The organism is Pararobbsia alpina (genome assembly GCF_902859895.1).
GTDB classification, from domain to species: Bacteria; Pseudomonadota; Gammaproteobacteria; order Burkholderiales; family Burkholderiaceae; genus Pararobbsia; species Pararobbsia alpina.
In genome coordinates, this window is sequence record NZ_CADIKM010000003.1 from 1 (window position 1) to 21,386 (window position 21,386).

Sequence of the window (21,386 nt, forward strand, 5' to 3'; positions counted from 1 at the left end):
CGAACGGCTCGAGCGCGCGTTGGCGCTGTTTCTGGTGGTGGCCTGGCGCGTGGCTCATTTGATGCGGCTGGGTCGAACCTGCCCCGATCTGCACGCACATCTGTTCTTCGATCCCGATGAAATTCGCGCCGCCTACCTGCTCACGAAAACCCGTCCTCCGGCGCAACCCAAGCTCAACGACCTGTTGCGGTTGGTCGCGCGCCTAGGCGGATTCCTCGCTCGCAAGGGCGACGGCGAACCCGGCGCGGAAACCATCTGGAAGGGACTCACGAAAGTTCATGTCGCCGCAGAAACAATGCGTTTGTTGCGCGAGGACGGTGGTAACGACGCTTGTGTATAACGAGGTGGGTTAAGTATGGGAAATAAGATGAACATCGATGAGTTACTTTCGCAGGCGAAGCTGGCATCGGAGGACCATGTGAAGTTCGCACGATTCGTTGCAGTGACGGAGGCTTTGTGCGATGAACAATCCCCGCTTGTGTCCGCAGAGCGTCTGTCAGTCATTAGAGACACATGGTTTGAATTGGAATTGATCAACGCCTTGGCGTTGGACGAATGGGAATCGCACGGTAAGCCAGCGGATTGGACTGAAGTATGGAATTCGCGCTTTAGGTCAGATGCTCAGGAGTTGGTAGGCAAGCTATATAACCTGCTTTCTCTATAGTCTCTAAAAGAGTTGCCCATCGACGTGGCGGGGATCGTCTCGCAAACGCGACGACGACCGCGGGCGGCGCACTGTCAGCCGGCCAATCTGGATTGAATTTATACGGCCCCAATAATTTGGCGGCGATTAGATCCTCCATTAGTAGCGGCGCGGGGGGGGGTGAAATGGCCACATCCGCGCTAAATGGGGCGAAAATTAATTTCGAACAGAAAAAATGATTCGATTTCTATTGTTCCTTGTGTGGGCGCTTGCGATATCGATTCCAGGTGTCGCCCTTATTAAAATAACCACCGTGTGCATAGTAGAATTTTACTGTCACGTAGATTATAGCTGGAGCTATCAAGATGTTCGCTTCATTCTGATTCGGGGTTCCATTATGGCGTTGGCATTCTGTGTGTACGGGATGATGCGCTACAGATGAACCTTCAACCAGGGACAGTTCCGCACTGCCAATCAGCCGGACTGCGGCGGCTACCCGCGGAAGCGTAATTTTTGATGCTTTCTCGAAGATTGCCAAAGAATGATTCGACTAAAGCGCGATGTAATTACGATTGGATCCTTATTTCTGTTCTTTCTGGGGCTAGTGCTTGCAGCAGGGATCTTCTTCGAACTTCTGTTTTGGCCTTTGCTTGCATGGCAATTAGGTTCTACCGACTACGAACTTCCAACAATTGATCGCTTGCGCAAGTGGGGAAAGTTTATTTTGATTATTTCACCCGTTTGCTTGGTGATTATGTTGCTTTATGAGAAGAAGGCGTTTGGCCGTTAAATTCGTTAATGTTTTGTCTGCCAGGTGTTGCTACGTGAACTGGATTATCAGGTTTGAACTTATATGATTCTAACAATTGGGCAGTAATTGGATCCTCCATTGCCGATGATATGGGGGATGAAATAGCAACATTCGTAGTAAATGAAGCGAAAGATGCTATGGAACCCAAAAATGACTAGGCTCTTATTATTTTTTGCGTGGACATTTGCAATATCGATTTCTGCTGTTGCCTTCATCAAAATTACCGTCACATTTATAGTAGAATTTTTTATGACATGGCTCATAAGTGGAGCTATGAAGATGTTCGCTTCATTCTGAGTCGAGGATCCTTTATGGCGTTGGTGTTCTGCGTGCTCGGCGTGATACGCTACATTCAGTTAAATAAACGATACATCAAAGAGGATGGCAATGACGATTGAATATTTCTGAGATAAGGCTCCTCGGTGGCGTTGGTGTTCTGTCTGCTCGGACTGGTGCGCTACAGATGAAGCTTCACTCCGGAAAAAGTTCCGCGCTATCAACCGATTTGCGGCAAGCATATGTGGCGCCCGGTGGCGGGCAGCAGGTACTGGTTCCAAACCGCAGCCAATGGACCGATCCAAACGCGAACAAGATTGGTGAAATCAAGGGACTTCGCTAATGGATGCAATCAAACTGAGGCACTACGCGGAACTACTAGAAACCGAGATTCAGGCGAATCGTGGCAAGAGCAAAGATGTGGACTGGCTGGCGCAATATCGAACATTGCTTGAAGCACTGGAAGATGCTCGCACGGGGCGTATCGACCAACCTCGAGAATTAGGATTGAATCGATGGTTATTTGAATCCAATATTCAGGAATTCGATATGTTAACGGAGAGGCTGGCGCAGTTTGAGATCCTCCTTCGAGGCTCGGAGCTGCCAAGCGAAGGCGGGGCCGGATAGGCAGATGAAAACTGAGTACGTTTGCTATTTTCTACGACGCAACAACGATCAACTGGACCGATACGATGAACCGCCGCCAATGGACGGCGCGAGAGCCTTCGTTGTTCGAATGCGATCTCACCACTGAACGATATATTCGGCGTGACTCTAGTTGTCGAAGCGACAGTCTTGCGAGCGTGTTGCGGATCGGCCCGAGGGCGGGCAACCTGCAAGGCATAGTGCCGAATCGAGGACAATGGACCACGCCGACAAAGGTAAAACATGGATCAGGTAAAGCAATTGCAAGAGAGCGCGCGGATACTACATGCTTTGCTAACCCGCCATGCAAAATCTAGTGAGAACGCCGAGATGGTTTTGGGCTTTATGACTGCGTTGTTTGTCGCCATTGAGTGCGGCGAAGTAGTACCACCGGTTCATGACAAATATCGATGGTACTTCGCGAATACGGAGGGACCTCTGTTCAAGTATGACGACTTGGGCGAGGCCCATGCTCAGTATTCGCACGCCTTAGAGGGCTGGGTCACATGACAACCTCAGATTTTGCATTCCGACCGCTTCAACCACCAACCTCATCCGGATGAAGGACAACGCCAAGGCGTTTGCAGTGTTTTACGAGGATGCAATTGGCCGGTCCATCACTTCGAGGCCCAACAGATCTTTGCTGGCCAACGGCTAGAACCGTGTAGATCCGGCTGAAGTGAATCTATGGCACGTGAGGTCAATCCTCACGATCGTTCAATGCATTTGGCCAATGAATTGGTGCTTCAGATATCATCGCCATTTTCAGTCCGGTCCGGCCGAGAGCCGCCTCAAGCCTTGCAGGTAGCGGCGTGCATTTGCCTCCGTACTACCGGACACAGATTCAAACTTAAGTTGATGAAGTCGCACGGCGCCGAAAAACTCACGTGGAGAGCGATATTTCAGTGCACTGTGCGGATGATGCTCGTTGTAGTTGACCTGATGGCCAGCGTGCCCCAGGGCATGCCAGGGTTGGTGCGAGACGATGGCGGCGTACCGCTTCTTCGACAACGACAAGGTCGAGTGGCGTACGAATCTGGAACCGCGTTGGCAGCAGACGCACGAGCACATGCAAGACCATGTCGCTGCAAAAACATTGCGCCCCTTACGCGACGACGATGGCGACGACATTTCTGTATAACAAAACGCGTCTGAAGTGATCTCACACAAAAAGCAAAACGCCGCACCGCATCGTCGAAAACGGTTGCAGTGCGGCGTTTTTGCATCATGTGGCGGCTCGCGAACGCGCCGCCGTCACGACCGGTTCAAACTCAGTCGGCCTTGATACCTTCAACCTGGATCTGCAACTGGGTCGCCATCTTGAAGCCGTACTTGGCACCAAAGTCCATGCCGAAGTCGGCACGGTCGAATTGCGCGCTGGCTTCGGCACCGCAAACTTCACGCTTGAGCATCGGGTTCATGAAGCACTTGAACGAGTCGATCTTCAGGTTCAGCGGCTTGGTCACGCCGTGCAGCGTGAACGTGCCGACGACTTCAGCTGGCGTGTCGCCGTTGAAGCGGATCGATGTGCCCTTGTACGTGGCGGTCGGGAATTTCGCAACGTCGAAGAATTCGTCGGTTTTCAAATGCTTGTCGAGCGGCGCATTGCCGGTGTCGACCGACGCCGTGTCGATCGTGACGTCAACCGTGCCGGTCTTTGCTGCAAGGTCGAGGGTCACGACGCCGCTGCTGTTCGTGAACTTGCCACGCCATATCGAGACGCCACCGAAGTGGTCGGCTGCGAAGCTCGGATAGGTATGCTTCGGGTCGAGGTTGTAGGTCACCGGTGCGGCCATGGCCGAGCCGGCGAGCAGTGCCGCAACGCCCGCTGCGATCAGATGCTTGTTCAATTCAGACTCCTTGGTGTTGTTGAGACGGCCTTACTGGCCGCCGGTCACGATATGGAACTTCAGTTGGATGTCATCGGCGACGAGCGAGGTGTCGCTCCACTCGCCCTGACCGATCCCGTATTGCAAACGCTTGATGGGCAGCACGCCGTCGAAGACCTGCGAAGCGCCATCCTTCTTGTACTGAACCGGTATCACCACGTTCGCGCTCTTGCCACGAATCGTCAGTGTGCCGGATGCCGTATAGCCGCCATTCGCGCCCGGCTTGATCGAGTTCGAAACAAAGGTCGCGCGCGGAAATTCCTTGGCGTCGAACCAGTCCTTGCCCGCGACCTGGTCGTTGTATTCGGGGCTGCCGAGATCGAAGCTCGCGACGTCGACATCGAGCTGGGCCTTCGCGGCAGGCAGGTTCGCGGGGTCGAACGCGATGGAGCCGGTCATCTTGCCGAACTTGCCGTCGACCGGGACGTTCATCTGCTTGAACGTGGCCGTCACGCTGCTTTTCGCGCTATCGATGCCTGCCTGCACGGCCTGCGCGCCCGTGGCGAACGCGGCGGAGCCGAGCACGAGACCCAGCGACAGCGCGAGCGATCGAATCGGTTGCTTGGAGAACATGGTATGCCTCGAACGTTAAAGGGTCAGCGGCCGAAGGGCAGCATGCGTGCGAGCAGGCGCTGCCGGTCGACCCACTGGTGCTTGACCACCGCGAGCAGATGCCCCGCGACGGCCGCCAGTAGAGTGTAGTTCAGGTAGATGTGGACCGGCTTGAGCACGGCGGCGAGAGTACGGTTCGTGTCGATAAGCTTTGGCAGCGGAAGGACGCCCAGATAAACGACTTGGACGCCGGCTGCAGAACTGTACAGATAGCCTGTGACAGGAATGAGGATCATCAGGACAAAAGGGCGACATGGCCGAGATGCGCGGCGAGCTTTTCCCAGTCGTGCATCGCCTCGGGCAGCGCGGGTGGACGGTTGAATGCACGCCAGGCCAGCCGCGCAAGCGCGAGCACGAGGACGGTGACGCCGATCCACTTGTGCCAGGAAAAGTAGCGCAGCTTCGCAGGGGTGAAGCCGGGGATATCGGTCATGACCCAGCCGATCGCAAAGCCCCAGACGATCAGGGCGGCAATCAGCCAATGGAAGGCCATGGCGGTTCTCGTGTACTTCCGTGCCGATTGGGCGGCGAGGGGCTGCTGCATCGTCAGGGTTTCCACCAGGTCAGAGCGTCGAACTTTACGCGCGCGCATCGATAGAAACAATGGCTTAAAATCGATGCTTACTATCTAATTTATCGATGACCATGTCTGAGCGATCACCGACACTGGATCAATTGCGGGCCTTCGTCGCGGTCGCGGAGACCGGCAGCTTTTCGCGAGCCGCCGAAGTCCTCGACCGCGCCCAGTCGGTCGTCAGCTATACGATTGCGAACCTCGAGGCGCAGCTCGGCTGTTCACTGTTCGAGCGAGCGCGGCGGCGCCCGGTGCTCACCGAGGCGGGCCGCGCCATGCTGACCGACGCGCGGCGCGTCGACCTGATGATGCGCGAGATGACGGCGCGCGCGACAGGCTTGACCGGCGGCCTCGAGGGTGAGGTCTCGCTCGCGGTTGACGTCATGTATCCGTCTGCCAAGCTGGTGAGCGTGCTGCAGGCTTTCGCGGCGGAATTTCCGACCGTCGCGCTGAAGCTCCAGATGGAGGCGCTCGGCGGGGTATTGAAGCTCGTGCTCGACGACGAGAGCGGGTTGGGTATCGCAGGTCCGCAGGAGAGCTGGCCGGATTCGATCGAGGCGATCGCCGCCGGCGCGGTACGGCTCGAATCGGTCGCCGCACCGTGCCACCCGCTTGCCGGGTACGAAGGCAAGATTCCGGTCACGGCCCTGCGCGAGCACACGCAGCTCGTGCTGTCGGACCGCAGCCGGATGACCGAGGGGCACAACTTCGGCGTCTATGGCACACACACTTGGCGGCTCGGCGACCTCGACGCGAAGCATCGTCTGCTGCTGGCGGGACTGGGCTGGGGCTCGATGCCCGAGCATATCGTCGCACCCGACATCGCGGCGGGCACGCTCGTGCGGCTGGATCAGGCCGATCGGAGCCAGGCCTTCGAATACTCCTTTTCGCTGATCCACCGCGTCGATGCCCGTTCGGGTCCGGCGACCCGCTGGCTGGCCGAACGCTTCTCTTCTCTCCCGGCCCAGCCCGCTCCTCAATAAGGTGTGCCTTCGGCACGTTGCCGTTTCAAGGCGCGTGCGTACCAGAAGAATTCGTCGAGGAAACGGTTGAGCGTGCGCTCGACCCAGTCCGCGGTCGGCTTGCCGTGGGCATCGATTGCATGTTGGATACGAGGAATCGGCATCAGGCTCGGGACGCTCGACATGCCGAGTTCCGCGAGCGTCATGCGCAACTGCATTGCCGCGCGCACGCCGCCGAACTGGCCCTGTGAATAGCAGACGATGCCGGAGGGGCGCCAGTAATACTCTTCGAGAAAATGGTCGAGCAGGTTCTTCAGCGCGGCCGGCATGCTGTTGTTGTACTCACCGCTCACGATCAGAAAACCGTCGGCCCGGCGATAGAGCGTCGCGAGGCGTTCGAGCGCTTCGGGTGCGCTGCCTTTCGGATGTTCCTTGTACATCCGGTCGAGCAAGGGCAGGTCCAGTTCCATCGGGTCGACCAGCACGGCCTCGTGGCCGCGCTGTTCGAGCGCGTCCACAACGAGGCGCGCGGCGCGGATGCCCTGACGGTCCCTGCGAACCGACCCCAGCAACACCGGGACAGTCAGGCGGTCTTGCGTCTGGCTCATGCGGTCCTCCGTCAGAGAAAGAAGGTTTGGCGGATGGCTGCAGCAACAAACAACCCTGTTGGCAGGCCCGATCACACTAAGCCGTGTCGCCGGGCATCGATGACGGGGTGCTCGTGGCGCGCTGTTCACTCGACCTCGACTCAACCTCGACTTAACCTCGGCTTAACCGCGCCCGAGCTTTTCCAACTGCGTGGGCGTATCCGGCGCGCCCATGCGGAGCGCGGCGCCGTGCGCGGTGACGCCGCTCGTATCCTGCGCATCGACCTTCGCGCCATGCGCGACGAGAAAGTCGACGATCTCGGTGCGGTTGAACATCGCGGCGATCATCAAGGCGGTGCGACCGTCCGGCGAAGCACCCTCGACGTCCGCGCCGTGCTCGAGCAGAAGCTCGATCATCGAGAGGTTGCCTTTGAAGGCCGCCCCCGCGATCGGCGTCTGACCATTTTTGTTGCGCAGGTCCGGATCGGCCTTGTGAGCCAGCAAGACCCGTACCGCGTCGAGATGACCGTGATAGCTCGCGAGCATCAAGAGGCTGTCGCCTTTTTCGTTGCGCAGGTTCGGCGGCAGGCCCTTGTCGAGCAACTGGTCCAGCATGCCGGCGTCGCCTGCGCGCGCGAGATCGAACACCTGGCTCGCAAACTCGATCGTCGCGTCGTCGATCTCGGGCGAGGGTGTCGAGTGTGCCGGGCTGGCCGGCTTCGGTAGGTCTTGCATATTGGGCTCCCGGGAAACATGTGCGTGAGGCGCTGTGCCTGCCTCATGACATCATAGCTTCGTGCCGCCTGCTTCGTCTGTGTCGCACGGCTGAGCCTGAGTACACACAGGGTCCATGGAGGAGCCTTGCAGGGGCTCAAGCAGGTTCAGACAGGCTTTGGCAGGGCTCGGACAGCGCTCGGACGGGGCTCAGGTGGGACTCGGACAGGGCTCAGGTAGGGCTCGGACAGGGCTCGGACAGGGCTCAGCCAGGGCTCAAGCCGGGCTCTTCGCGCGGCTGCGCGGCTTGGCGCGCACCTGCGCGACCGATGCGCGCATCGAGACCGACACGGGAAACTGGCGAACCACCGGCTGCCCCACGCCATAGCATTCATTGATCAACCAGCGCACGGCGTTCGACGTGACCTCGTACATCGGAATATGCACCGAGGTCAGGGTCGGCGCGGTATGCGCGGCCGCGTCGACATCGTCGTAGCCGATGACCGAGAGCTCGTGCGGTACCGATACACCGGTTTGCCGGAGATAGGACAGCGCACCGATCGCCATATCGTCGTTCGCGCAGAAAAGGCCCGTGAACGACAGGCCCAGCCCGGCGAACGCCTTCATCGCCTGCCAGCCGCCATCGGGCGTGAAATTACCCTCGACGACCGGCACGCCCGCGGGATCGATGCCATGCGAGGCGACTTCGGTGAGAAAGCCGTTGACCCGGTCGACGTTGTCGGGTGCGCTCTTCGGGCCGGCCATCACGGCGAGCTTTCGGTGCCCGTGGTCGAGCAGCGTCCGTGCGGCCAGCATGCCGCCATAGGTGTGGTCGACAGAGAAGCACGCGTCGCGCATGCGCTCGAAATTGCGGTTCAGCAACGCGACCTTCGGCATGCGCTGCTGGATCCGCACGACATCCTCATCATGGAGATCGTGGCTGATCACGATGATGCCATCGCAGTCGCGCTGAATCAGGAAATCGATTGCGTCCAGCGCCTGCTCGCGTCCGTCGCCTTCGCCGCTGCCGTTCGCGACCACCATATGGCGGTGCACGGCGCGCAACTCGTTGTCGGTCGTCTCGAGGATGGTGCCGTAGAAATTGCCGCGGAACGACGGCACGAACAGGCCGATCACGCCGAGCGATTGCATCGACAGGGCGCGTGCGATCGAGGAGGGCCGGAAATCGAGCGCGGCTATCGCTGCGCGCACGCGTGCGGCCGCTTCCGGTGAAACCGACCCCTTGCCGGAAATGGCGCGCGATGCCGTGCCCACCCCGACTCCGGCCAGCCTTGCCACATCCTTGATGGTTGCCACGCGCTCTCCTGTCACCGCTCCGGGGGGCGGCTGGCGCCTTTGCTCCGGGCAAAATGGGGCGATTATATTTCGCTCGCCCCGCGCCGGTAGTCAAAAAATAGTCGGATCATCGACGCCCGGCCGTGCGCGCCGCGCCAATGCGGCACACGCCCAGCCCCCGGCCAGGCAGGTCAGCCTGCCGGACCCGGGATCCGGCGGCCGCTCTGTGGCGGCGCAGCCCGTGTTCAGAGCCGCTGGCCGCTTGCCTCGTCGAACAGCGACATATGCTGCGGGTCGATCGTGAAGCCGAGTGAGGCATCGAGTTCAGCGACGCCCGTGTCGCCCGCGATCGAGGCAAGCGCCTTGCCCGCATAGTCGAGCCAGACCACGCGATGGTTGCCCATCGGCTCGACGAGCGAGACGGTGCCGCGTTGCTTCGCCTCGCCGGTACCGATATGCAGATCCTCGGGGCGGACGCCCGCGACGACCGGCTTGCCGAATACCGGCGCGCTGATGAAGGCATACCGCGACGCATCGATCACGATCTCGCCCGAGCGGAACTCGACGCCGTTCGCACCGCGCTCGAGCGTGCCTTCGAGGAAATTGATGCCCGGCGAACCGAGAAAGCCCGCCACGAACACATTGGCCGGCTTCGCATAGACTTCGGACGGCGCGCCGATCTGCTGGATCACGCCGCCACGCATCACCGCGATGCGGCTCGCGAGCGTCATCGCCTCGACCTGATCGTGCGTCACGTAGATCATCGTCGAGCGCAGCGTCTTGTGCAGTTGCTTGAGCTCGCGGCGCAGTTCGGTGCGCAGTTTCGCATCGAGGTTCGACAAGGGTTCGTCGAACAGGAACACATCGGCTTCGCGCACGATCGCGCGCCCGATCGCCACGCGCTGACGCTGCCCGCCAGACAGTTGTGCGGGCTTGCGCTTGAGCAGCGGCTCGAGATGCAGGATCTCGGCGGCGCGCTTCACACGGCGCTCGATCTCCGGCTTCGGCGTGCCGTTGATGCGCAACCCGAACGACATATTGCGCTCGACGTTCATGGTCGGATAGAGCGCGTATGACTGAAACACGAGGCCGATCTGGCGGTCTTTCGGATCGGCCCAGGTCATGTCCTTGCCGCCGATCTCGATCGAGCCGTCGGTGACGTCGATGAGCCCGGCGATGCTGTGCAGCAGCGTCGACTTGCCGCAGCCCGAGGGGCCGAGCAACACGACGAATTCGCCTTCCTGTACATCGAGATTCAGTTTCTCGATGATGGTGTTGTTGCCGAGGCGAATCTCTAGATTGCGTATCGATACATTGGACATGAGCTAGCCCTTCACTGCGCCTGAGGCGATGCCGCGAACAAACCAGCGGCCCGAAACCAGATAGATCAGAAGCGGCACCATCGACGTCAGGATGGTCGCTGCCATGTTGACGTTATAGAGCCGCTCGCCGGTCGTCGTGTTGATGATGTTGTTGAGCTGCACGGTCATCGGCAGGTTGGCCTGCCCCGCGAAGACGAGCCCGAGGATGAAGTCGTTCCAGATCGCGGTGACCTGCATGATGACCGCGACGATGATGATCGGTGTCGACATCGGCAGCATCAGCTGGAAGAAGATCCGGAAGAACCCGCCGCCGTCGATTCGTGCGGCCTTGAACAGCTCGTTCGGGATCGTCGCGTAATAGTTGCGGAACAACAGCGTCATGATCGGCATGCCGAACACGGTGTGGATCAACACGATGCCGGGCAGCGAGCTGAACAGGTGCACGCTCGCCAGCACGCGGACCATCGGGTAGATCATGACCTGCAGCGGGATGAATGCGCCCATCAGCAAGATCGCAAACAGGATGGTCGCGCCGCGCGCCCGCCAGAACGACAGGGCATAGCCGTTGAGCGCGCCGAAGAAGATCGAGAAGATCGTGCTCGGCACGACGATCTTGACCGAGTTCCAGAAGCCGACCTGGATGCCGTGGCAGGCGAGGCCGGTACAGGCTTCGGTCCAGGCCGAGCGCCATGGTTCGAACGTCAGGTGCATCGGTATGGCGAACAGATTGCCGAGCCGGATCTCGTCCATCGGCTTGAGCGAGGTCGTCATCATCACGTAGAGCGGGATCAGGAAAAACACTGCCGCCGTGACGAGGAAGGCGTAGACCCCGATGCGCGCTGGCGTGAGGCGCGGCCGGCGGCCGCGCTGGGCTTGCGCCGACTCGCGCACGGGCGCGGTCATGCCGGGTACGGTGGCTTGACTCATTTTTTGGGTGTCCCCTATTGCTTCGCTCATCCCGCCTCCTTGAGCCGCATTGCCTGGCGGCGCACGTAGAAAACCGGCACGACGATTGCCAGCACGGTCAGCAGCATGACGATTGACGCCGCCGAGGCGAGCCCGAGGTTCGCGCGGCCGAACAGGTAATCCATGATGAACTTGGCCGGTACCTCGCTTGCGGTACCGGGGCCGCCCTGCGTCATCGCGACCACCGCGTCGTACAGCTTGACGACGGCAACGAACAGCAATACGAAGGCGGTCGCAAACGACGCTCCAAGCATCGGCATGACGATGCTCACGTAGACGCGCCAGCGCGGAATGCCATCGATGCGCGCGGCCTTCCAGATTTCCTCGTCGATGCCGCGCAGCCCCGCGAGCAGCAGCGCCATCACGAGGCCCGACGCCTGCCAGACCGCGGCCAGGACGATCGTATAGATGACCTTGTCCTGGCTGACGATCCAGTCGAACTGGAAGCCCGTGACGCCGAGCTTGCGGATCACCGACTGCAGGCCGAGCGTCGGGTTGAGCATCCATTGCCAGACGAGCCCGGTCGCGACGAAGGACATCGCATAGGGGTAGAGGAAAATCGTGCGCATCACGCCTTCGCCCGTGATCTTCTGGTCGATGAAGACAGCGAGCAGGAAGCCGATGACGAGGCAGGCGACGATGAACAGCAGCCCATAGATCACGATGTTCTGCAGCGACACCATCCAGCGGTCGTTATTGAACAGACGCACGTATTGGGTGAGGCCAACAAAATCGTTCGAGGGAAAGGTGTGCGAACTGCTCAAGGAGATCTTGGCGCTCCATACCATCGTGCCGAGGTAGACGAACACGACGGTCAGGGCCATCGGTATCAACGCCACGTAGGCCGTCCACGGGTAGCGCTGTTTGCGAGGCATTTTGGCCACAACATCCTCCGGGTCAAACCATTTACAGGGATACGAACACAAGAATGCAGAGACAAATACGGCGAGCCGGGGAATCCTGCCGGCTGGCCGGGGCGCCGCTCGTGGAGCGGCGCCCTTACTGCCTGAAGCTTTCAGACTCGACTACGGACTGCTCAAGCTTTCCGCACGCTTCGCTCAGGCACCCTTGACGGCGCTGGCGAAGGCCTTCTGTGCATCGTCGACCGATTGGTTCTTGTTCCAGAAGTTGGTCACGACGTCCTGCAGCGCACCGGCGAGGTCGGGCGACATCAGCATTTCCGCATTCGGCAGCTGACGCGACTTGTCCTTCATCGCGGTGAGCCCTGCTTGCGCGCAGACGTCGAGCTTCGACGCGTCGACGTCGGCACGAACCGGGATCGAACCCTTCTTCGCGCTGAACGCGACCTGCGCCGCGGGCGAGGTCATCACGGTGGCCAGCAGTTGCTGCGCCTTGATCGCCTCCGCATTATCCGTCTTCGGGAACACGAATACATCCCCCGCGACGATATACGGCGCCTTCGGACCGAAGCCCGGCAGGCAGCCATAGTCCTTGCCCGCGCTTTGATTCGCGGCGATGAACTCACCCTTGGCCCAGTCGCCCATGATCTGCACGCCGGCCTTGCCGCTGATTACGAGTGCGGTCGCATCGTTCCAGTTGCGGCCCGGCGAGCCTTGATCGACATAGTTGTGCAGCTTCTTGAACTCGGTCAGCACGTTCTTGAACGCGGGGGAGTTCACGGCATTCACGTCGTGGTCGCGATAGACCTTGAGGTAGAGATCCGGACCGCCGACATCGGCGAGCACCGCGTCGAACGTGATCTTTTCCTGCCACGGCTGGCCGCCGAGCGCGAGCGGAATGATGCCCGCGGCCTTGAGCTTGTCGAGGTCGGCCATCAATTCGGCGAAGTTCTTCGGGTCACTCGTGATGCCGGCCTTCTGGAAGGCGGGCTTCGAGTAGAAGAACCATGCCGGCATGTGAATGTCGACCGGCGCTGCATACCAGTGGCCCTTGAACTTGATGCTGTCGATCACCGGCTGCGGCAGGATCTTGTCCCAGTTTTGCTTCGCGGCGACTTCGTCGACGTTGTTCAGCAGGCCCTGGTCCACGATGTCGTGGAACTGCTTCGATGTGTTGAACTGGGCTGCGGTGGGGGGATCGCCGCCGATGATGCGGTTGATCGCGGCCGCGCGCGCCTGCTCGCCGCCTGCGATCGCGTTGTCGATCCACAGACCGCCCGCCTTGTTGTAGGCATCGGCGTATTCCTTGATCGCGGCGGATTCACCGCCCGAAGTCCACCAGTGGATCACGGTGGCCTTGAGCGGTTCAGCGTGAGCCACGGCGCTCGCGCCGAGGACCAGCGCGACCCCGGCGGCTATCGTTGTCAGCTTTCTTCTTGCCTTGAACATTCAGACCTCCTCCGTTGTAAGCCGCAGACTGACAGGCGGAGCCTGCCGCCAGCGTGTGGTGTTACAGCAATATCAAGACTGAGCGCGGCGATCCGCGAGGAACTTTGCGACGAGTTGAGCGCTGCGCTTGAGCGTGCGCTTCTGGGTCTGGTAGTCGACATGGACGATGCCGAAGCGGCGTTCGTACCCGAAAGCCCATTCGAAATTGTCCATCAGCGACCAGATGAAATAGCCGCGGATATCGACGCCGGCCTTCGCCGCTGTATCGACGGCCGCGAGGTGGCGGTTCAGGAACGACAGACGCTGGTTGTCGATGACTTCGCCATCGACCACTTGGTCGTCCGAGGCCATGCCGTTCTCGGTGATATAGATCGGGGGCAGATTCGGGTAGGTCTTGTGAAAGCCGATCAGCAGCTCCTGCAGGCCCAGCGGATAGACTTCCCAGCCCATCTGCGTGCGTTCGACGCCCGCGGGCGGCGCTTCGACAAAGCCGTGCGCGCCGTCGCTCTTCACATTCGTGCGGAAGTAGTAGTTGAGGCCGAGGAAGTCGAGCGGCGCGCCGATCGTTTCGAGATCGCCTTCCAGCACGAGGGGTTCGGCACCCGGCCACAGTTCGAACAGGTCCTGCGGAATCTGCTTCTTGAGCAGCGGGTCGAGAACCCACGCGTTGTGCTGGACTTCGAACAGGTGCGCGGCGCGCTGGTCGGCGGCGCTGTCGGTGTTCGCGGTGCCGCGGCCGACGTTGGCCACGATGCCGACCTGCGAGCCCGGATCGTTCTTGCGCAGGATCGGTACCGCGAGGCCGTGGCCCAGCAGCAGGTGGTGCATGGCCTGGGGCGCGTAGCGGATATTCGTGCGACCCGGCGCGTGATGACCGCTCGCATAGCCGAGGAATGCCGAGCACCACGGCTCGTTGAGCGTCATCCACGCATCGACCTTGCCCGCGAGCTCGCGGCTCATCAACTCGGCATAGTCGGCGAAGCGATAAGCGGTGTCACGGTTGAGCCAGCCGCCGCGATCTTCGAGATATTGCGGCAGATCCCAGTGATAGAGCGTGACGAAGGTCTTCAGGCCCTTGGCCTTGAGGCCGTCGAGCAGGGTCTTGTAGAAGTCGATGCCTTTGCGGTTCGGCTTGCCGTTCTCGTCCATCACGCGCGGCCACGCGATCGACAGGCGATAGCCGTCGACATTCAACGAGGACAGCAGCTCGACGTCGGCTTGCCAACGATGGTAGTGATCGCAGGCGAACTCACCGGTGTCGCCGTTCAGGACCTTGCCCGGTGTGGCCGAGAACGTATCCCAGATGGAGGGGAGGCGGCCGTCTTCATGGATTGCGCCTTCGATCTGATAAGAGGCGGTCGCCGTGCCGAGCAGAAAGTCCTTGCGCCGCAGAATCGAATCGGCCGGTGGGGAGAACGAGTGGTCACCAGCGTTGGGGGAAAGGGGCGCGTCGTTGAACACAAACACTCCTGGCAAGGATGATGACTATTGAAGAAATGAAGGAGTTGGAAACGGTTCCAATTGAGACGTGAAAATGTAGCAGGCCGCAAAGAACGGCCTCAATAGGGGTTTCCACAGGGGCTCCTGCGCAGCGTTTGAAACGCGCTTTGTGTTCGCGCAGTGCCCGCGCGATGGCCTAGCGCGCCGGGGTCGGCGTCGTCTTCGGGTTGCCACCCCGTCCGGCTGCTTCGGTGACCGGCGGCGTGGCACCGACTACGCGGCCGCCGATGACGGCGACGGCGATCGACGCCAGGAACAGCAGCCCGAATGCAAAACGCAGGCTCAACTGATCGGCGATGAAGCCGATGACCGGCGGCCCGACCAGGAAGCCCGCATACCCCGCGGTCGCCGTCATCGACACGCCGATCGAAGCCGTGGGACCCGTGCGGCCCGCCGCGCTGAAGATGATCGGCACGAGGTTCGATACGCCGATGCCGATCAACGCATAGCCGATGCAGGCGACCACGATGGTCGGAAAGGCAATGACGAGTACGAAGCCCAGGGCCGCGATGCCCCCGCCGATCCACATGGTTTTCTGTTGGCCGAGCCGGCGCACGACCAGATCGCCAACGAGGCGGCAGACAGTCATCGCCAGTGCGAACGCTGCATAGCCCGTGGCCGCCTGCGCCGCCGTGCCGTGCGCGACGTTGCGCAGGTAGACACCGCTCCAGTCCGTCACGGCCCCTTCGGTCACCATGCTCAGACAGGCGACCGCGCCGAGCAGCAGAAGCGCACGATTGCGGAACGTGAACGGGATTTTCTCGTGATGCGTCGGCGGCGCTTCGAAGCCAGGTCGCAGACCGATCGTTGCGCTCGAGATCACGATCAGCGCGACCAGGGTGGCGGGCAGCGCGAGGCCCGCTCCGACCGACAGCCCCGAGCTCGCGATGAAGCCGCCGAGCGCGGCACCGATCAGGCCGCCGACGCTCCAGGCGGCGTGGAACGACGACATGATCGGTTTGCCGCCGCGTGTTTCGATATAGCTTGCATGCCCGTTCATGAGCACATCGGTCGAGCCGTTCGACATGCCGAGCAGGAACAGCGCGATCATCGCGACGGGCAGGCTCGGCGCGTAGCCCGGCAGGCCGAGCAGCACGACGAAGAAGAGTGCGGCGCAAAGCGTCGAACGCGGCGTGCCGAAGCGCAGCGCAATGCGGCCCGCAAGCGGCATCGCGACGATGGCGCCGGCGGCGAAGGCGAGCAGTGCGAGACCGAGGGCACTATCGGATAGCGCGAGATGTTCCTTGATGCGTGGAATCGACGCGGCCCACGCGCCGATACCGACGCCGTTGGCGAGGAACACGCCGAGGGTCGCGACACGTTCGCGTGCCGGCGTATTGATGCTGTCCGGATCATGCGGGGATGTCGAAGAGGTAGGCCGGCCCGTCATGATGTCTCCTATAGGAATTGTCCGAGCATGTTAGCGCATTGAAAGCGCGCGGAGGATACGGGTTTATTGGAGTGGTTACTGGAGCGGTTACAGAGGGGTGACGATCCACGCGGAACGGCCGTTTCGAACCCTTCCGCAAGCATCGCAAAGGGCCGGAACGCCTGTACTGTCGGGGTTCTCGCCTGCTAGAATCCGTCACGTTCAAGAGTCGAACGCAATAACAACGCACGCAAGTCCACCGGATGGAACCGCATGAATGTTTTCTGGAAATGCGTGGTCCTGATGCCGCTGGTCGGCATGGCAAGCATGGCACAGGCGACCAAATGGGTTTCCTTGTCCCAGGCCCCCGATTTATCGTTCTCGGTCGATACCGATAGCGTCGTAAAGGATGAAAACGGTTATGTTGCCTACCTGACATTGACCACGTGGAAGGACGCCGCCGAACCGTCGGGCGCGACCGCGCCCGTATTGTCCGCAGTCACCCGTTACAAGATGGATTGCAACCGCCGCCAGTCGATGGCCATCGATGTTCGCTATGCGGGTGTCGATGGCGCGCCCGCGGGCGTGCACAGTTTTCCGCCGAATGCCTGGACGCCGGTGGCGCCGGGCACGGTGGTCGACGCGATCTATTCGAAGATTTGTTGAGCGAGGATTTTCCGGGAGGCCGGTGCCGCGTCGATCGCCTGCAAGTGTATTCGACGTGGTTTCAATAAAGAAGAGCAGGTTCTGGCAAATCAGACACGCACATGGCGATCAAGATTTCGGGTCCGTACAAGGGATTCTTCATCACCGTCGAGGCGACGCCAGCCCTGGCGCTCGCGCGGCCCGTTCGCGAGACCAACCCGGCGTTTGCCGCGACTGCCTACATCTACCGTCATGCGCCGAGCGGCGACGGCCGCGGCATGCGGTTTGACGCCAACCACGGCCGCCGCTTTGCGTCGATATCCGACGCATTCTTGTTCGGCGAGGCTTTTGCTCAGGAGCGCATCGACGAGATCGATGCCTAGAGGTGCAGCGGTGCTTACGAGCAGCGCCGCAGGGAGCGGCTACTCATGCAGTCACCGGAGGCAGTCATCTCATCCAGCGGCTCATGCAGTCACCTGATGCAGACATCACGTCCAGCGGCTCATGCAGTCACGTGATGCGGCGCTAATAGCACAACTCATGCCGCGCAGGCGATCGCCTCGTGACGCGGCGAAGCGCGCTCTTCCGTATGCCTGAAATGATTGATCGCGAATTCGACGAAGGTGCGCGTTTTCGCTGACAGATGGCGTCGCCCCGGATAGACAATCGAGACTTCACTGCCCGCATCGGCGGGGCGAAATGCGGGCAGCACGCGCGTCAGGGTGCCGCTCGCGATATCGGCCTGTACAAGCGATTCGGGTAGCAGGGCGATGCCCATCCCCGCGATGGCCGCATGCCGCAGCATCGCCGCATCGTTGGAAGCATAGTCAAGCTCGAGTGTCACGTGCCGCGTGATGCCCTGCGGTCCTTCAAAGGTCCAGACGTTGTCGCGCAGGTGTGACGAGGGGCCGAGCACCGAATGGCGCGTGAGCGCATCGGGCGCGTCGGGCTTGCCCTTGTGTGCAAGATAGCGCGGCGCGGCGACGATCGTCGCGTGGATCGACATCAGCGGTCGATGGACAAGACTGCCGCTCGTGACGAGATGCGGCGAGACGATGCCCGCATCGAATCCTTCCTCGACAAGATCGACACGCCGGTTCAACAGGATCACGTGAAGCCGGACTTCGGGGAACTGGCCTCGATAGGCCGACAGCATCGGCGTGAGGCCGCCGAGCGAAAACGAGGTCGACGCTACAATCCGCAGCGTGCCGGAAGGGGTCGCCGACGAATCGCCGATCGACGACTCGATCTCTTCGACCCGCGCGAGTACCTCGCGGCAGCCCTGTGCATATTCGCGGCCGGCTTCGGTCAGCGAGACCGAACGCGTCGTGCGGTTCAGCAGGCGCGTCTTCAAATGGGTTTCGAGCAGTGCGACATAGCGCGTGACTGCCGCATTCGAAATGTCGAGACTCGTCGCCGCCCTTCCGAAACTCCCTGTTTCAGAGACACGCAAGAAGACGCGCATCGCTTGCATCACATTCATCTCACTACTCCCGCGCACTCATGCATGGGTGCACGGTGCAGATCTACACATGATGCCGGGTACGCACGGGGAGATAGATCGGGAGATTCTGAAAGCGTGTAGGGCTGCGGCTTTAGTCCGAGTTTTCGCATCATTGGTTGAACCCATCGCGCAATGTGGTGCGTTGTCGCAATCGCACGGCTGGCGGGCCACTCAGGTTGTCTCGTGGTCGGTTGAGCGAGGTGCGCGTCTCTTCGTCATTCAACTTTACTGAAATAGGATTTTCATTGTCCGGGGTGGTTGGGGCCGTGCGTCCGATCCAGACTGTACGTGTTTTCAAACCGAAGCAACGGGGGAAGAAGCATGAGCAGCAATGGACAATCCTTGCACAGCGGCTCGCGGTCGATTGCGCGACAGCGCCTGCTCGCGATACTGGCGGGTGGGTACCTGGGGTTTGGCGGCACGGCGTCGGCCGAAGCCGAGGTCTCACTCTATGGCGAGATCGACACGGGCCTGACCTACACGAGCTCGGTGGCCGACGGCGACAAGCCGACCCATGGCAGCCGGCTCGCGGCGACCAGCAACAATGTCAGCGGAAGCTTTTTCGGCCTGCATGGCACGGAAGATCTGGGTGGCGGCGCGACAGCGGAATTCACGATCGAGCGCGGCATCGACGTGATGAACGGCGGCGGTAATGATGGCCAGCCGATGTTCGTCGGTCTCTCGCATCCGGAGGTGGGCACCTTGACCCTCGGCCACCAGGTCGATTCGGTCAGCGACTATCTCGCACCCCTGACCTTGACCGGCAGCGAGGGCGGCACCTACTTCGCGCACCCATTCGACAATGACAATGCCAACGGGACCTATCTCGTCAACCATTCCGTCAAATGGCAGAGTCCGGAGTGGCATGGCTTCCACTTCGGCGGCCAGTATGCGGTGGCACCGACTACGGCAGGCGGGCCGACATGGAGTGCGGGCGCGGCTTTCGCCAAGGGGCCACTGTCTCTGGCGGCAAGCTACGCGCAATCCGGCGGCGTACCGCTCGAGGACGATCTGGGTGCCGCGATCGGGAAATCGCTTGCCGGTGCCGGCATAACGGCCGCGCCCGGTGCGTTCGCGATCGGGCAACGCATCTACGGCGCCGGCATCAACTACGCGTTCGCAGACGTGACATTCGGCACGGTCTGGACGCACTCGCGATATGAGGCGCGTGGCAGCGACGATGGGACGGTTGTGAGTTCGATGAGTGCGGGTCGCCTCGATTTCGACAACTACGAAATCAACACGCGTTATCGAGCCAGCGAAGCCCTGACGCTGGCGGCTGCCTATACCTTGACGCGGGGCAAGGCGAGTTCGGGGAACACGCAGACCACGGCCTGCTTGCATCAGTTCGGCGTGCAGGCTGACTACGCGGTCTCGAAGCGGACCAACTTCTACGTTGAAGGCATCTACCAGCAGGCCGCCGACGACAAACCCGTTGCATTCGTCAACGGCGTCGGACCCGCGGACTCGGATCGTCAAACGGTGGTGTCGCTCGGCGTGCGGCATCTGTTTTGAGTGCGGCGCCAGTTTCCGGTGGCTGATTCTCGCCGCTGATTTTGGCCACTGATTTTGGCAATTGAGGTTGGCCACGGAGACTGGCGACTCGGTCAGCGAACTCAGGCCGGCAAGGCATCCCACTGTTCGCGGACCTTGAGCGCGCCATATTTACGCTCGAGTCCGCGCACGGTGAAGTGAGCATCGGCGATCTGCTGGAAGTGATCGATGAATGCCGCGTTGATCGCCGCACCGAAGACCGCCCCAAGCGCGGGAATCGATTTGGCCGCGACCTGTTCGCTGATCTGCACGGACAGTCGCGAGGCGATCTGGCGCATGAGCTGCAGCAGCACGGACGACGAGTGCGCGCCGATCCCCTTCGCGGCGAGCTCCGACGAGGCGCGCGACACGGCCTGGGCAAGCGTGCTGCGGACCACGAAGTAACCCCATTGGGCATCGTCATCGGCCTTCGCCGGGCCGCCAAGCGCGAGCACGAGCAGGCACTGCATCTGAACTTCGGGATCGCTCAACGATTCACCTTTCGACTGAGCGATCGAGCAGATCGAACGAAACATCAGCGTCGTGGTCACCGGCAACTCGGCCGGCAGCGCCAACAGGCCGAACGCGCCACCCGCGGCCCCCGTACCGATGACGGCGAGCTTGTGCAGCACCTTCGACTGCTGCGGTGTGCGGCGCGCCAGGCGCGTGAATCGATTTGCGACTCGAGTCAGCGATCGTGAGACGCCTCCGGCCGCGCCAGCTGATGTAGCCGGTGTAGCTGATAGAGCAAACCCAGCTGACTCAGCCGAACCAGCCGACTCGGTCGACCCAGCCGAATCAGCCGAATCAGCCGGTGCCACTGGCGGGGCCTGGGCGGGTAGCGTCTTCAGCGCGACATCGAGGCATTTCTCGAGTGCGGCTTGCGCAATCTCAGTGATCTTCTGGTGCGTGCCGCCCGGCAGATAGCGAAACAGATTGTCGATTCGCGTGCCGACCACACCGGCGAGCCGGATCGCGAGGGACGGCCGCATCAGCCGACTCTTCGCGGTTGCGAGCAGACCCAGGTCGTGGGGGCTCATCGGTGCTCCGATGAGCCCGGAAGTCTCCGCCGGATCCGCGGATGCGTCCGAGCGTGCGTCATCAACCCGATCCGATTCCTGATCTTCCTGCATCCCTTCCTCCTTACGTCCGGCAAGCCCCGCAAAGCGGGATAAAGCCGGCCAAACCCAATTTCTGGTCATGCTATGATTGTTTAAATTGACACGTCA

The 21,386-nt window shown here is 61.1% G+C and carries 21 protein-coding genes and 2 pseudogenes; 9 read left to right on the forward strand and 14 right to left on the reverse strand.

What is annotated here, in order from left to right; translation table 11 throughout:
• From HV670_RS04060 to HV670_RS04080, 5 genes and pseudogenes are all read left to right on the forward strand, one after another.
• Nucleotides 1-340, forward strand: a 340-nt coding sequence (locus HV670_RS04060; protein ID WP_281362356.1) for an IS4 family transposase, incomplete at its 5' end; no start/stop codon positions are given.
• 27 nt (nt 341-367) lie between these two features.
• Nucleotides 368-664, forward strand: coding sequence for a hypothetical protein (locus HV670_RS04065; RefSeq protein ID WP_175103379.1), 297 nt, complete (start codon nt 368-370; stop codon nt 662-664).
• Between the two features lie 520 nt (nt 665-1,184).
• Complete coding sequence (locus HV670_RS04070) at nt 1,185-1,433, forward strand: hypothetical protein (protein WP_175103380.1); 249 nt, start codon at nt 1,185-1,187, stop codon at nt 1,431-1,433.
• 639 nt (nt 1,434-2,072) lie between these two features.
• Nucleotides 2,073-2,357, forward strand: coding sequence for a hypothetical protein (locus HV670_RS04075; protein ID WP_175103381.1), 285 nt, complete (start codon nt 2,073-2,075; stop codon nt 2,355-2,357).
• A 979-nt stretch (nt 2,358-3,336) separates the two neighbouring features.
• Nucleotides 3,337-3,516: pseudogene (locus tag HV670_RS04080) on the forward strand (transposase DNA-binding-containing protein); the annotation flags it as partial.
• 130 nt (nt 3,517-3,646) lie between these two features.
• On the opposite strand, the gene HV670_RS04085 reads toward HV670_RS04080, so the two are convergent.
• The 3 genes and pseudogenes from HV670_RS04085 to HV670_RS04095 all read right to left on the reverse strand — a co-directional run bounded on the left by HV670_RS04085 (nt 3,647) and on the right by HV670_RS04095 (nt 5,420).
• A complete protein-coding gene (locus HV670_RS04085; RefSeq protein WP_175103648.1) occupies nt 3,647-4,171 on the reverse strand; it encodes a YceI family protein in 525 nt (174 codons plus the stop codon).
• Between the two features lie 84 nt (nt 4,172-4,255).
• Complete coding sequence (locus HV670_RS04090) at nt 4,256-4,837, reverse strand: YceI family protein (RefSeq protein WP_175103382.1); 582 nt, start codon at nt 4,835-4,837, stop codon at nt 4,256-4,258.
• A 23-nt stretch (nt 4,838-4,860) separates the two neighbouring features.
• Nucleotides 4,861-5,420: pseudogene (locus HV670_RS04095) on the reverse strand (cytochrome b).
• Between the two features lie 101 nt (nt 5,421-5,521).
• On the opposite strand from HV670_RS04095, the gene HV670_RS04100 reads away from it, so the two are divergent.
• A complete protein-coding gene (locus HV670_RS04100; protein WP_175103383.1) occupies nt 5,522-6,433 on the forward strand; it encodes a LysR family transcriptional regulator in 912 nt (303 codons plus the stop codon).
• Here the strand turns inward: HV670_RS04100 and HV670_RS04105 are convergent.
• The 9 genes from HV670_RS04105 to HV670_RS04145 all read right to left on the reverse strand — a co-directional run bounded on the left by HV670_RS04105 (nt 6,427) and on the right by HV670_RS04145 (nt 16,496).
• Nucleotides 6,427-7,020, reverse strand: coding sequence for an NADPH-dependent FMN reductase (locus tag HV670_RS04105; RefSeq protein ID WP_175103384.1), 594 nt, complete (start codon nt 7,018-7,020; stop codon nt 6,427-6,429). The two genes, HV670_RS04100 and HV670_RS04105, sit on opposite strands and share 7 nt — an antisense overlap.
• A 162-nt stretch (nt 7,021-7,182) precedes the next feature.
• On the reverse strand, nt 7,183-7,734 hold the full coding sequence (locus tag HV670_RS04110; RefSeq protein ID WP_175103385.1) for an ankyrin repeat domain-containing protein: 552 nt from the start codon (nt 7,732-7,734) through the stop codon (nt 7,183-7,185).
• A gap of 255 nt (nt 7,735-7,989) precedes the next feature.
• Nucleotides 7,990-9,030 carry a LacI family DNA-binding transcriptional regulator gene (locus HV670_RS04115; protein ID WP_175103386.1) on the reverse strand — a complete coding sequence of 347 codons (1,041 nt, stop codon included), beginning with the start codon at nt 9,028-9,030 and terminating at the stop codon, nt 7,990-7,992.
• Between the two features lie 224 nt (nt 9,031-9,254).
• Complete coding sequence (locus HV670_RS04120; protein WP_175103387.1) at nt 9,255-10,331, reverse strand: ABC transporter ATP-binding protein; 1,077 nt, start codon at nt 10,329-10,331, stop codon at nt 9,255-9,257.
• Nucleotides 10,332-10,334: 3 nt separating this feature from the next.
• Entirely contained in the window at nt 10,335-11,234 is a 900-nt protein-coding gene (locus HV670_RS04125; protein WP_217478366.1) for a carbohydrate ABC transporter permease, read from the reverse strand.
• 50 nt (nt 11,235-11,284) lie between these two features.
• Complete coding sequence (locus HV670_RS04130; protein WP_175103388.1) at nt 11,285-12,172, reverse strand: carbohydrate ABC transporter permease; 888 nt, start codon at nt 12,170-12,172, stop codon at nt 11,285-11,287.
• Nucleotides 12,173-12,355: 183 nt separating this feature from the next.
• Nucleotides 12,356-13,606: an ABC transporter substrate-binding protein gene (locus tag HV670_RS04135; RefSeq protein WP_175103389.1), complete on the reverse strand. Its 1,251-nt coding sequence runs from the start codon at nt 13,604-13,606 to the stop codon at nt 12,356-12,358.
• 72 nt (nt 13,607-13,678) lie between these two features.
• The gene (locus HV670_RS04140; protein ID WP_175103390.1) at nt 13,679-15,067 is read right to left on the reverse strand and encodes a GH1 family beta-glucosidase; all 1,389 of its coding nucleotides are present in this window, start codon (nt 15,065-15,067) and stop codon (nt 13,679-13,681) included.
• A gap of 175 nt (nt 15,068-15,242) precedes the next feature.
• Nucleotides 15,243-16,496 carry an MFS transporter gene (locus HV670_RS04145; RefSeq protein ID WP_246256978.1) on the reverse strand — a complete coding sequence of 418 codons (1,254 nt, stop codon included), beginning with the start codon at nt 16,494-16,496 and terminating at the stop codon, nt 15,243-15,245.
• A gap of 252 nt (nt 16,497-16,748) precedes the next feature.
• Here HV670_RS04145 and HV670_RS30840 point away from each other — a divergent pair, with 252 nt between their 5' ends.
• Nucleotides 16,749-17,141: a surface-adhesin E family protein gene (locus HV670_RS30840; protein WP_246256980.1), complete on the forward strand. Its 393-nt coding sequence runs from the start codon at nt 16,749-16,751 to the stop codon at nt 17,139-17,141.
• A gap of 101 nt (nt 17,142-17,242) precedes the next feature.
• Complete coding sequence (locus tag HV670_RS04155; protein ID WP_175103392.1) at nt 17,243-17,503, forward strand: hypothetical protein; 261 nt, start codon at nt 17,243-17,245, stop codon at nt 17,501-17,503.
• 155 nt (nt 17,504-17,658) lie between these two features.
• Here the strand turns inward: HV670_RS04155 and HV670_RS04160 are convergent, their stop codons facing one another.
• On the reverse strand, nt 17,659-18,603 hold the full coding sequence (locus tag HV670_RS04160) for a LysR family transcriptional regulator (protein ID WP_175103393.1): 945 nt from the start codon (nt 18,601-18,603) through the stop codon (nt 17,659-17,661).
• Between the two features lie 342 nt (nt 18,604-18,945).
• Here HV670_RS04160 and HV670_RS04165 point away from each other — a divergent pair, with 342 nt between their 5' ends.
• Nucleotides 18,946-20,139 (forward strand): porin, encoded by a 1,194-nt coding sequence (locus tag HV670_RS04165; RefSeq protein WP_175103394.1) that lies wholly within the window; start codon nt 18,946-18,948, stop codon nt 20,137-20,139.
• A 101-nt stretch (nt 20,140-20,240) separates the two neighbouring features.
• Here the strand turns inward: HV670_RS04165 and HV670_RS04170 are convergent, their stop codons facing one another.
• Nucleotides 20,241-21,197 (reverse strand): EcsC family protein, encoded by a 957-nt coding sequence (locus tag HV670_RS04170; RefSeq protein WP_246256981.1) that lies wholly within the window; start codon nt 21,195-21,197, stop codon nt 20,241-20,243.
• Between the last annotated feature and the right edge of the window lie 189 nt (nt 21,198-21,386).

What these genes read in the sequence shown, in the direction of transcription:
- HV670_RS04130 (WP_175103388.1), bottom strand. Translation starts at nt 12,172, where the DNA reads ATGCCTCGCAAACAGCGCTACCCGTGGACGGCCTACGTGGCGTTGATA.
- HV670_RS04090 (WP_175103382.1), bottom strand. Translation starts at nt 4,837, where the DNA reads ATGTTCTCCAAGCAACCGATTCGATCGCTCGCGCTGTCGCTGGGTCTC.
- HV670_RS04100 (WP_175103383.1), top strand. Translation starts at nt 5,522, where the DNA reads ATGTCTGAGCGATCACCGACACTGGATCAATTGCGGGCCTTCGTCGCG.
- HV670_RS04155 (WP_175103392.1), top strand. Translation starts at nt 17,243, where the DNA reads ATGGCGATCAAGATTTCGGGTCCGTACAAGGGATTCTTCATCACCGTC.
- HV670_RS04165 (WP_175103394.1), top strand. Translation starts at nt 18,946, where the DNA reads ATGAGCAGCAATGGACAATCCTTGCACAGCGGCTCGCGGTCGATTGCG.
- HV670_RS04160 (WP_175103393.1), bottom strand. Translation starts at nt 18,603, where the DNA reads ATGAATGTGATGCAAGCGATGCGCGTCTTCTTGCGTGTCTCTGAAACA.
- HV670_RS04065 (WP_175103379.1), top strand. Translation starts at nt 368, where the DNA reads ATGAACATCGATGAGTTACTTTCGCAGGCGAAGCTGGCATCGGAGGAC.
- HV670_RS04145 (WP_246256978.1), bottom strand. Translation starts at nt 16,496, where the DNA reads ATGACGGGCCGGCCTACCTCTTCGACATCCCCGCATGATCCGGACAGC.
- HV670_RS04120 (WP_175103387.1), bottom strand. Translation starts at nt 10,331, where the DNA reads ATGTCCAATGTATCGATACGCAATCTAGAGATTCGCCTCGGCAACAAC.
- HV670_RS04135 (WP_175103389.1), bottom strand. Translation starts at nt 13,606, where the DNA reads ATGTTCAAGGCAAGAAGAAAGCTGACAACGATAGCCGCCGGGGTCGCG.
- HV670_RS30840 (WP_246256980.1), top strand. Translation starts at nt 16,749, where the DNA reads ATGAATGTTTTCTGGAAATGCGTGGTCCTGATGCCGCTGGTCGGCATG.
- HV670_RS04070 (WP_175103380.1), top strand. Translation starts at nt 1,185, where the DNA reads ATGATTCGACTAAAGCGCGATGTAATTACGATTGGATCCTTATTTCTG.
- HV670_RS04085 (WP_175103648.1), bottom strand. Translation starts at nt 4,171, where the DNA reads ATGGCCGCACCGGTGACCTACAACCTCGACCCGAAGCATACCTATCCG.
- HV670_RS04125 (WP_217478366.1), bottom strand. Translation starts at nt 11,234, where the DNA reads ATGACCGCGCCCGTGCGCGAGTCGGCGCAAGCCCAGCGCGGCCGCCGG.
- HV670_RS04110 (WP_175103385.1), bottom strand. Translation starts at nt 7,734, where the DNA reads ATGCAAGACCTACCGAAGCCGGCCAGCCCGGCACACTCGACACCCTCG.
- HV670_RS04075 (WP_175103381.1), top strand. Translation starts at nt 2,073, where the DNA reads ATGGATGCAATCAAACTGAGGCACTACGCGGAACTACTAGAAACCGAG.
- HV670_RS04105 (WP_175103384.1), bottom strand. Translation starts at nt 7,020, where the DNA reads ATGAGCCAGACGCAAGACCGCCTGACTGTCCCGGTGTTGCTGGGGTCG.
- HV670_RS04170 (WP_246256981.1), bottom strand. Translation starts at nt 21,197, where the DNA reads ATGAGCCCCCACGACCTGGGTCTGCTCGCAACCGCGAAGAGTCGGCTG.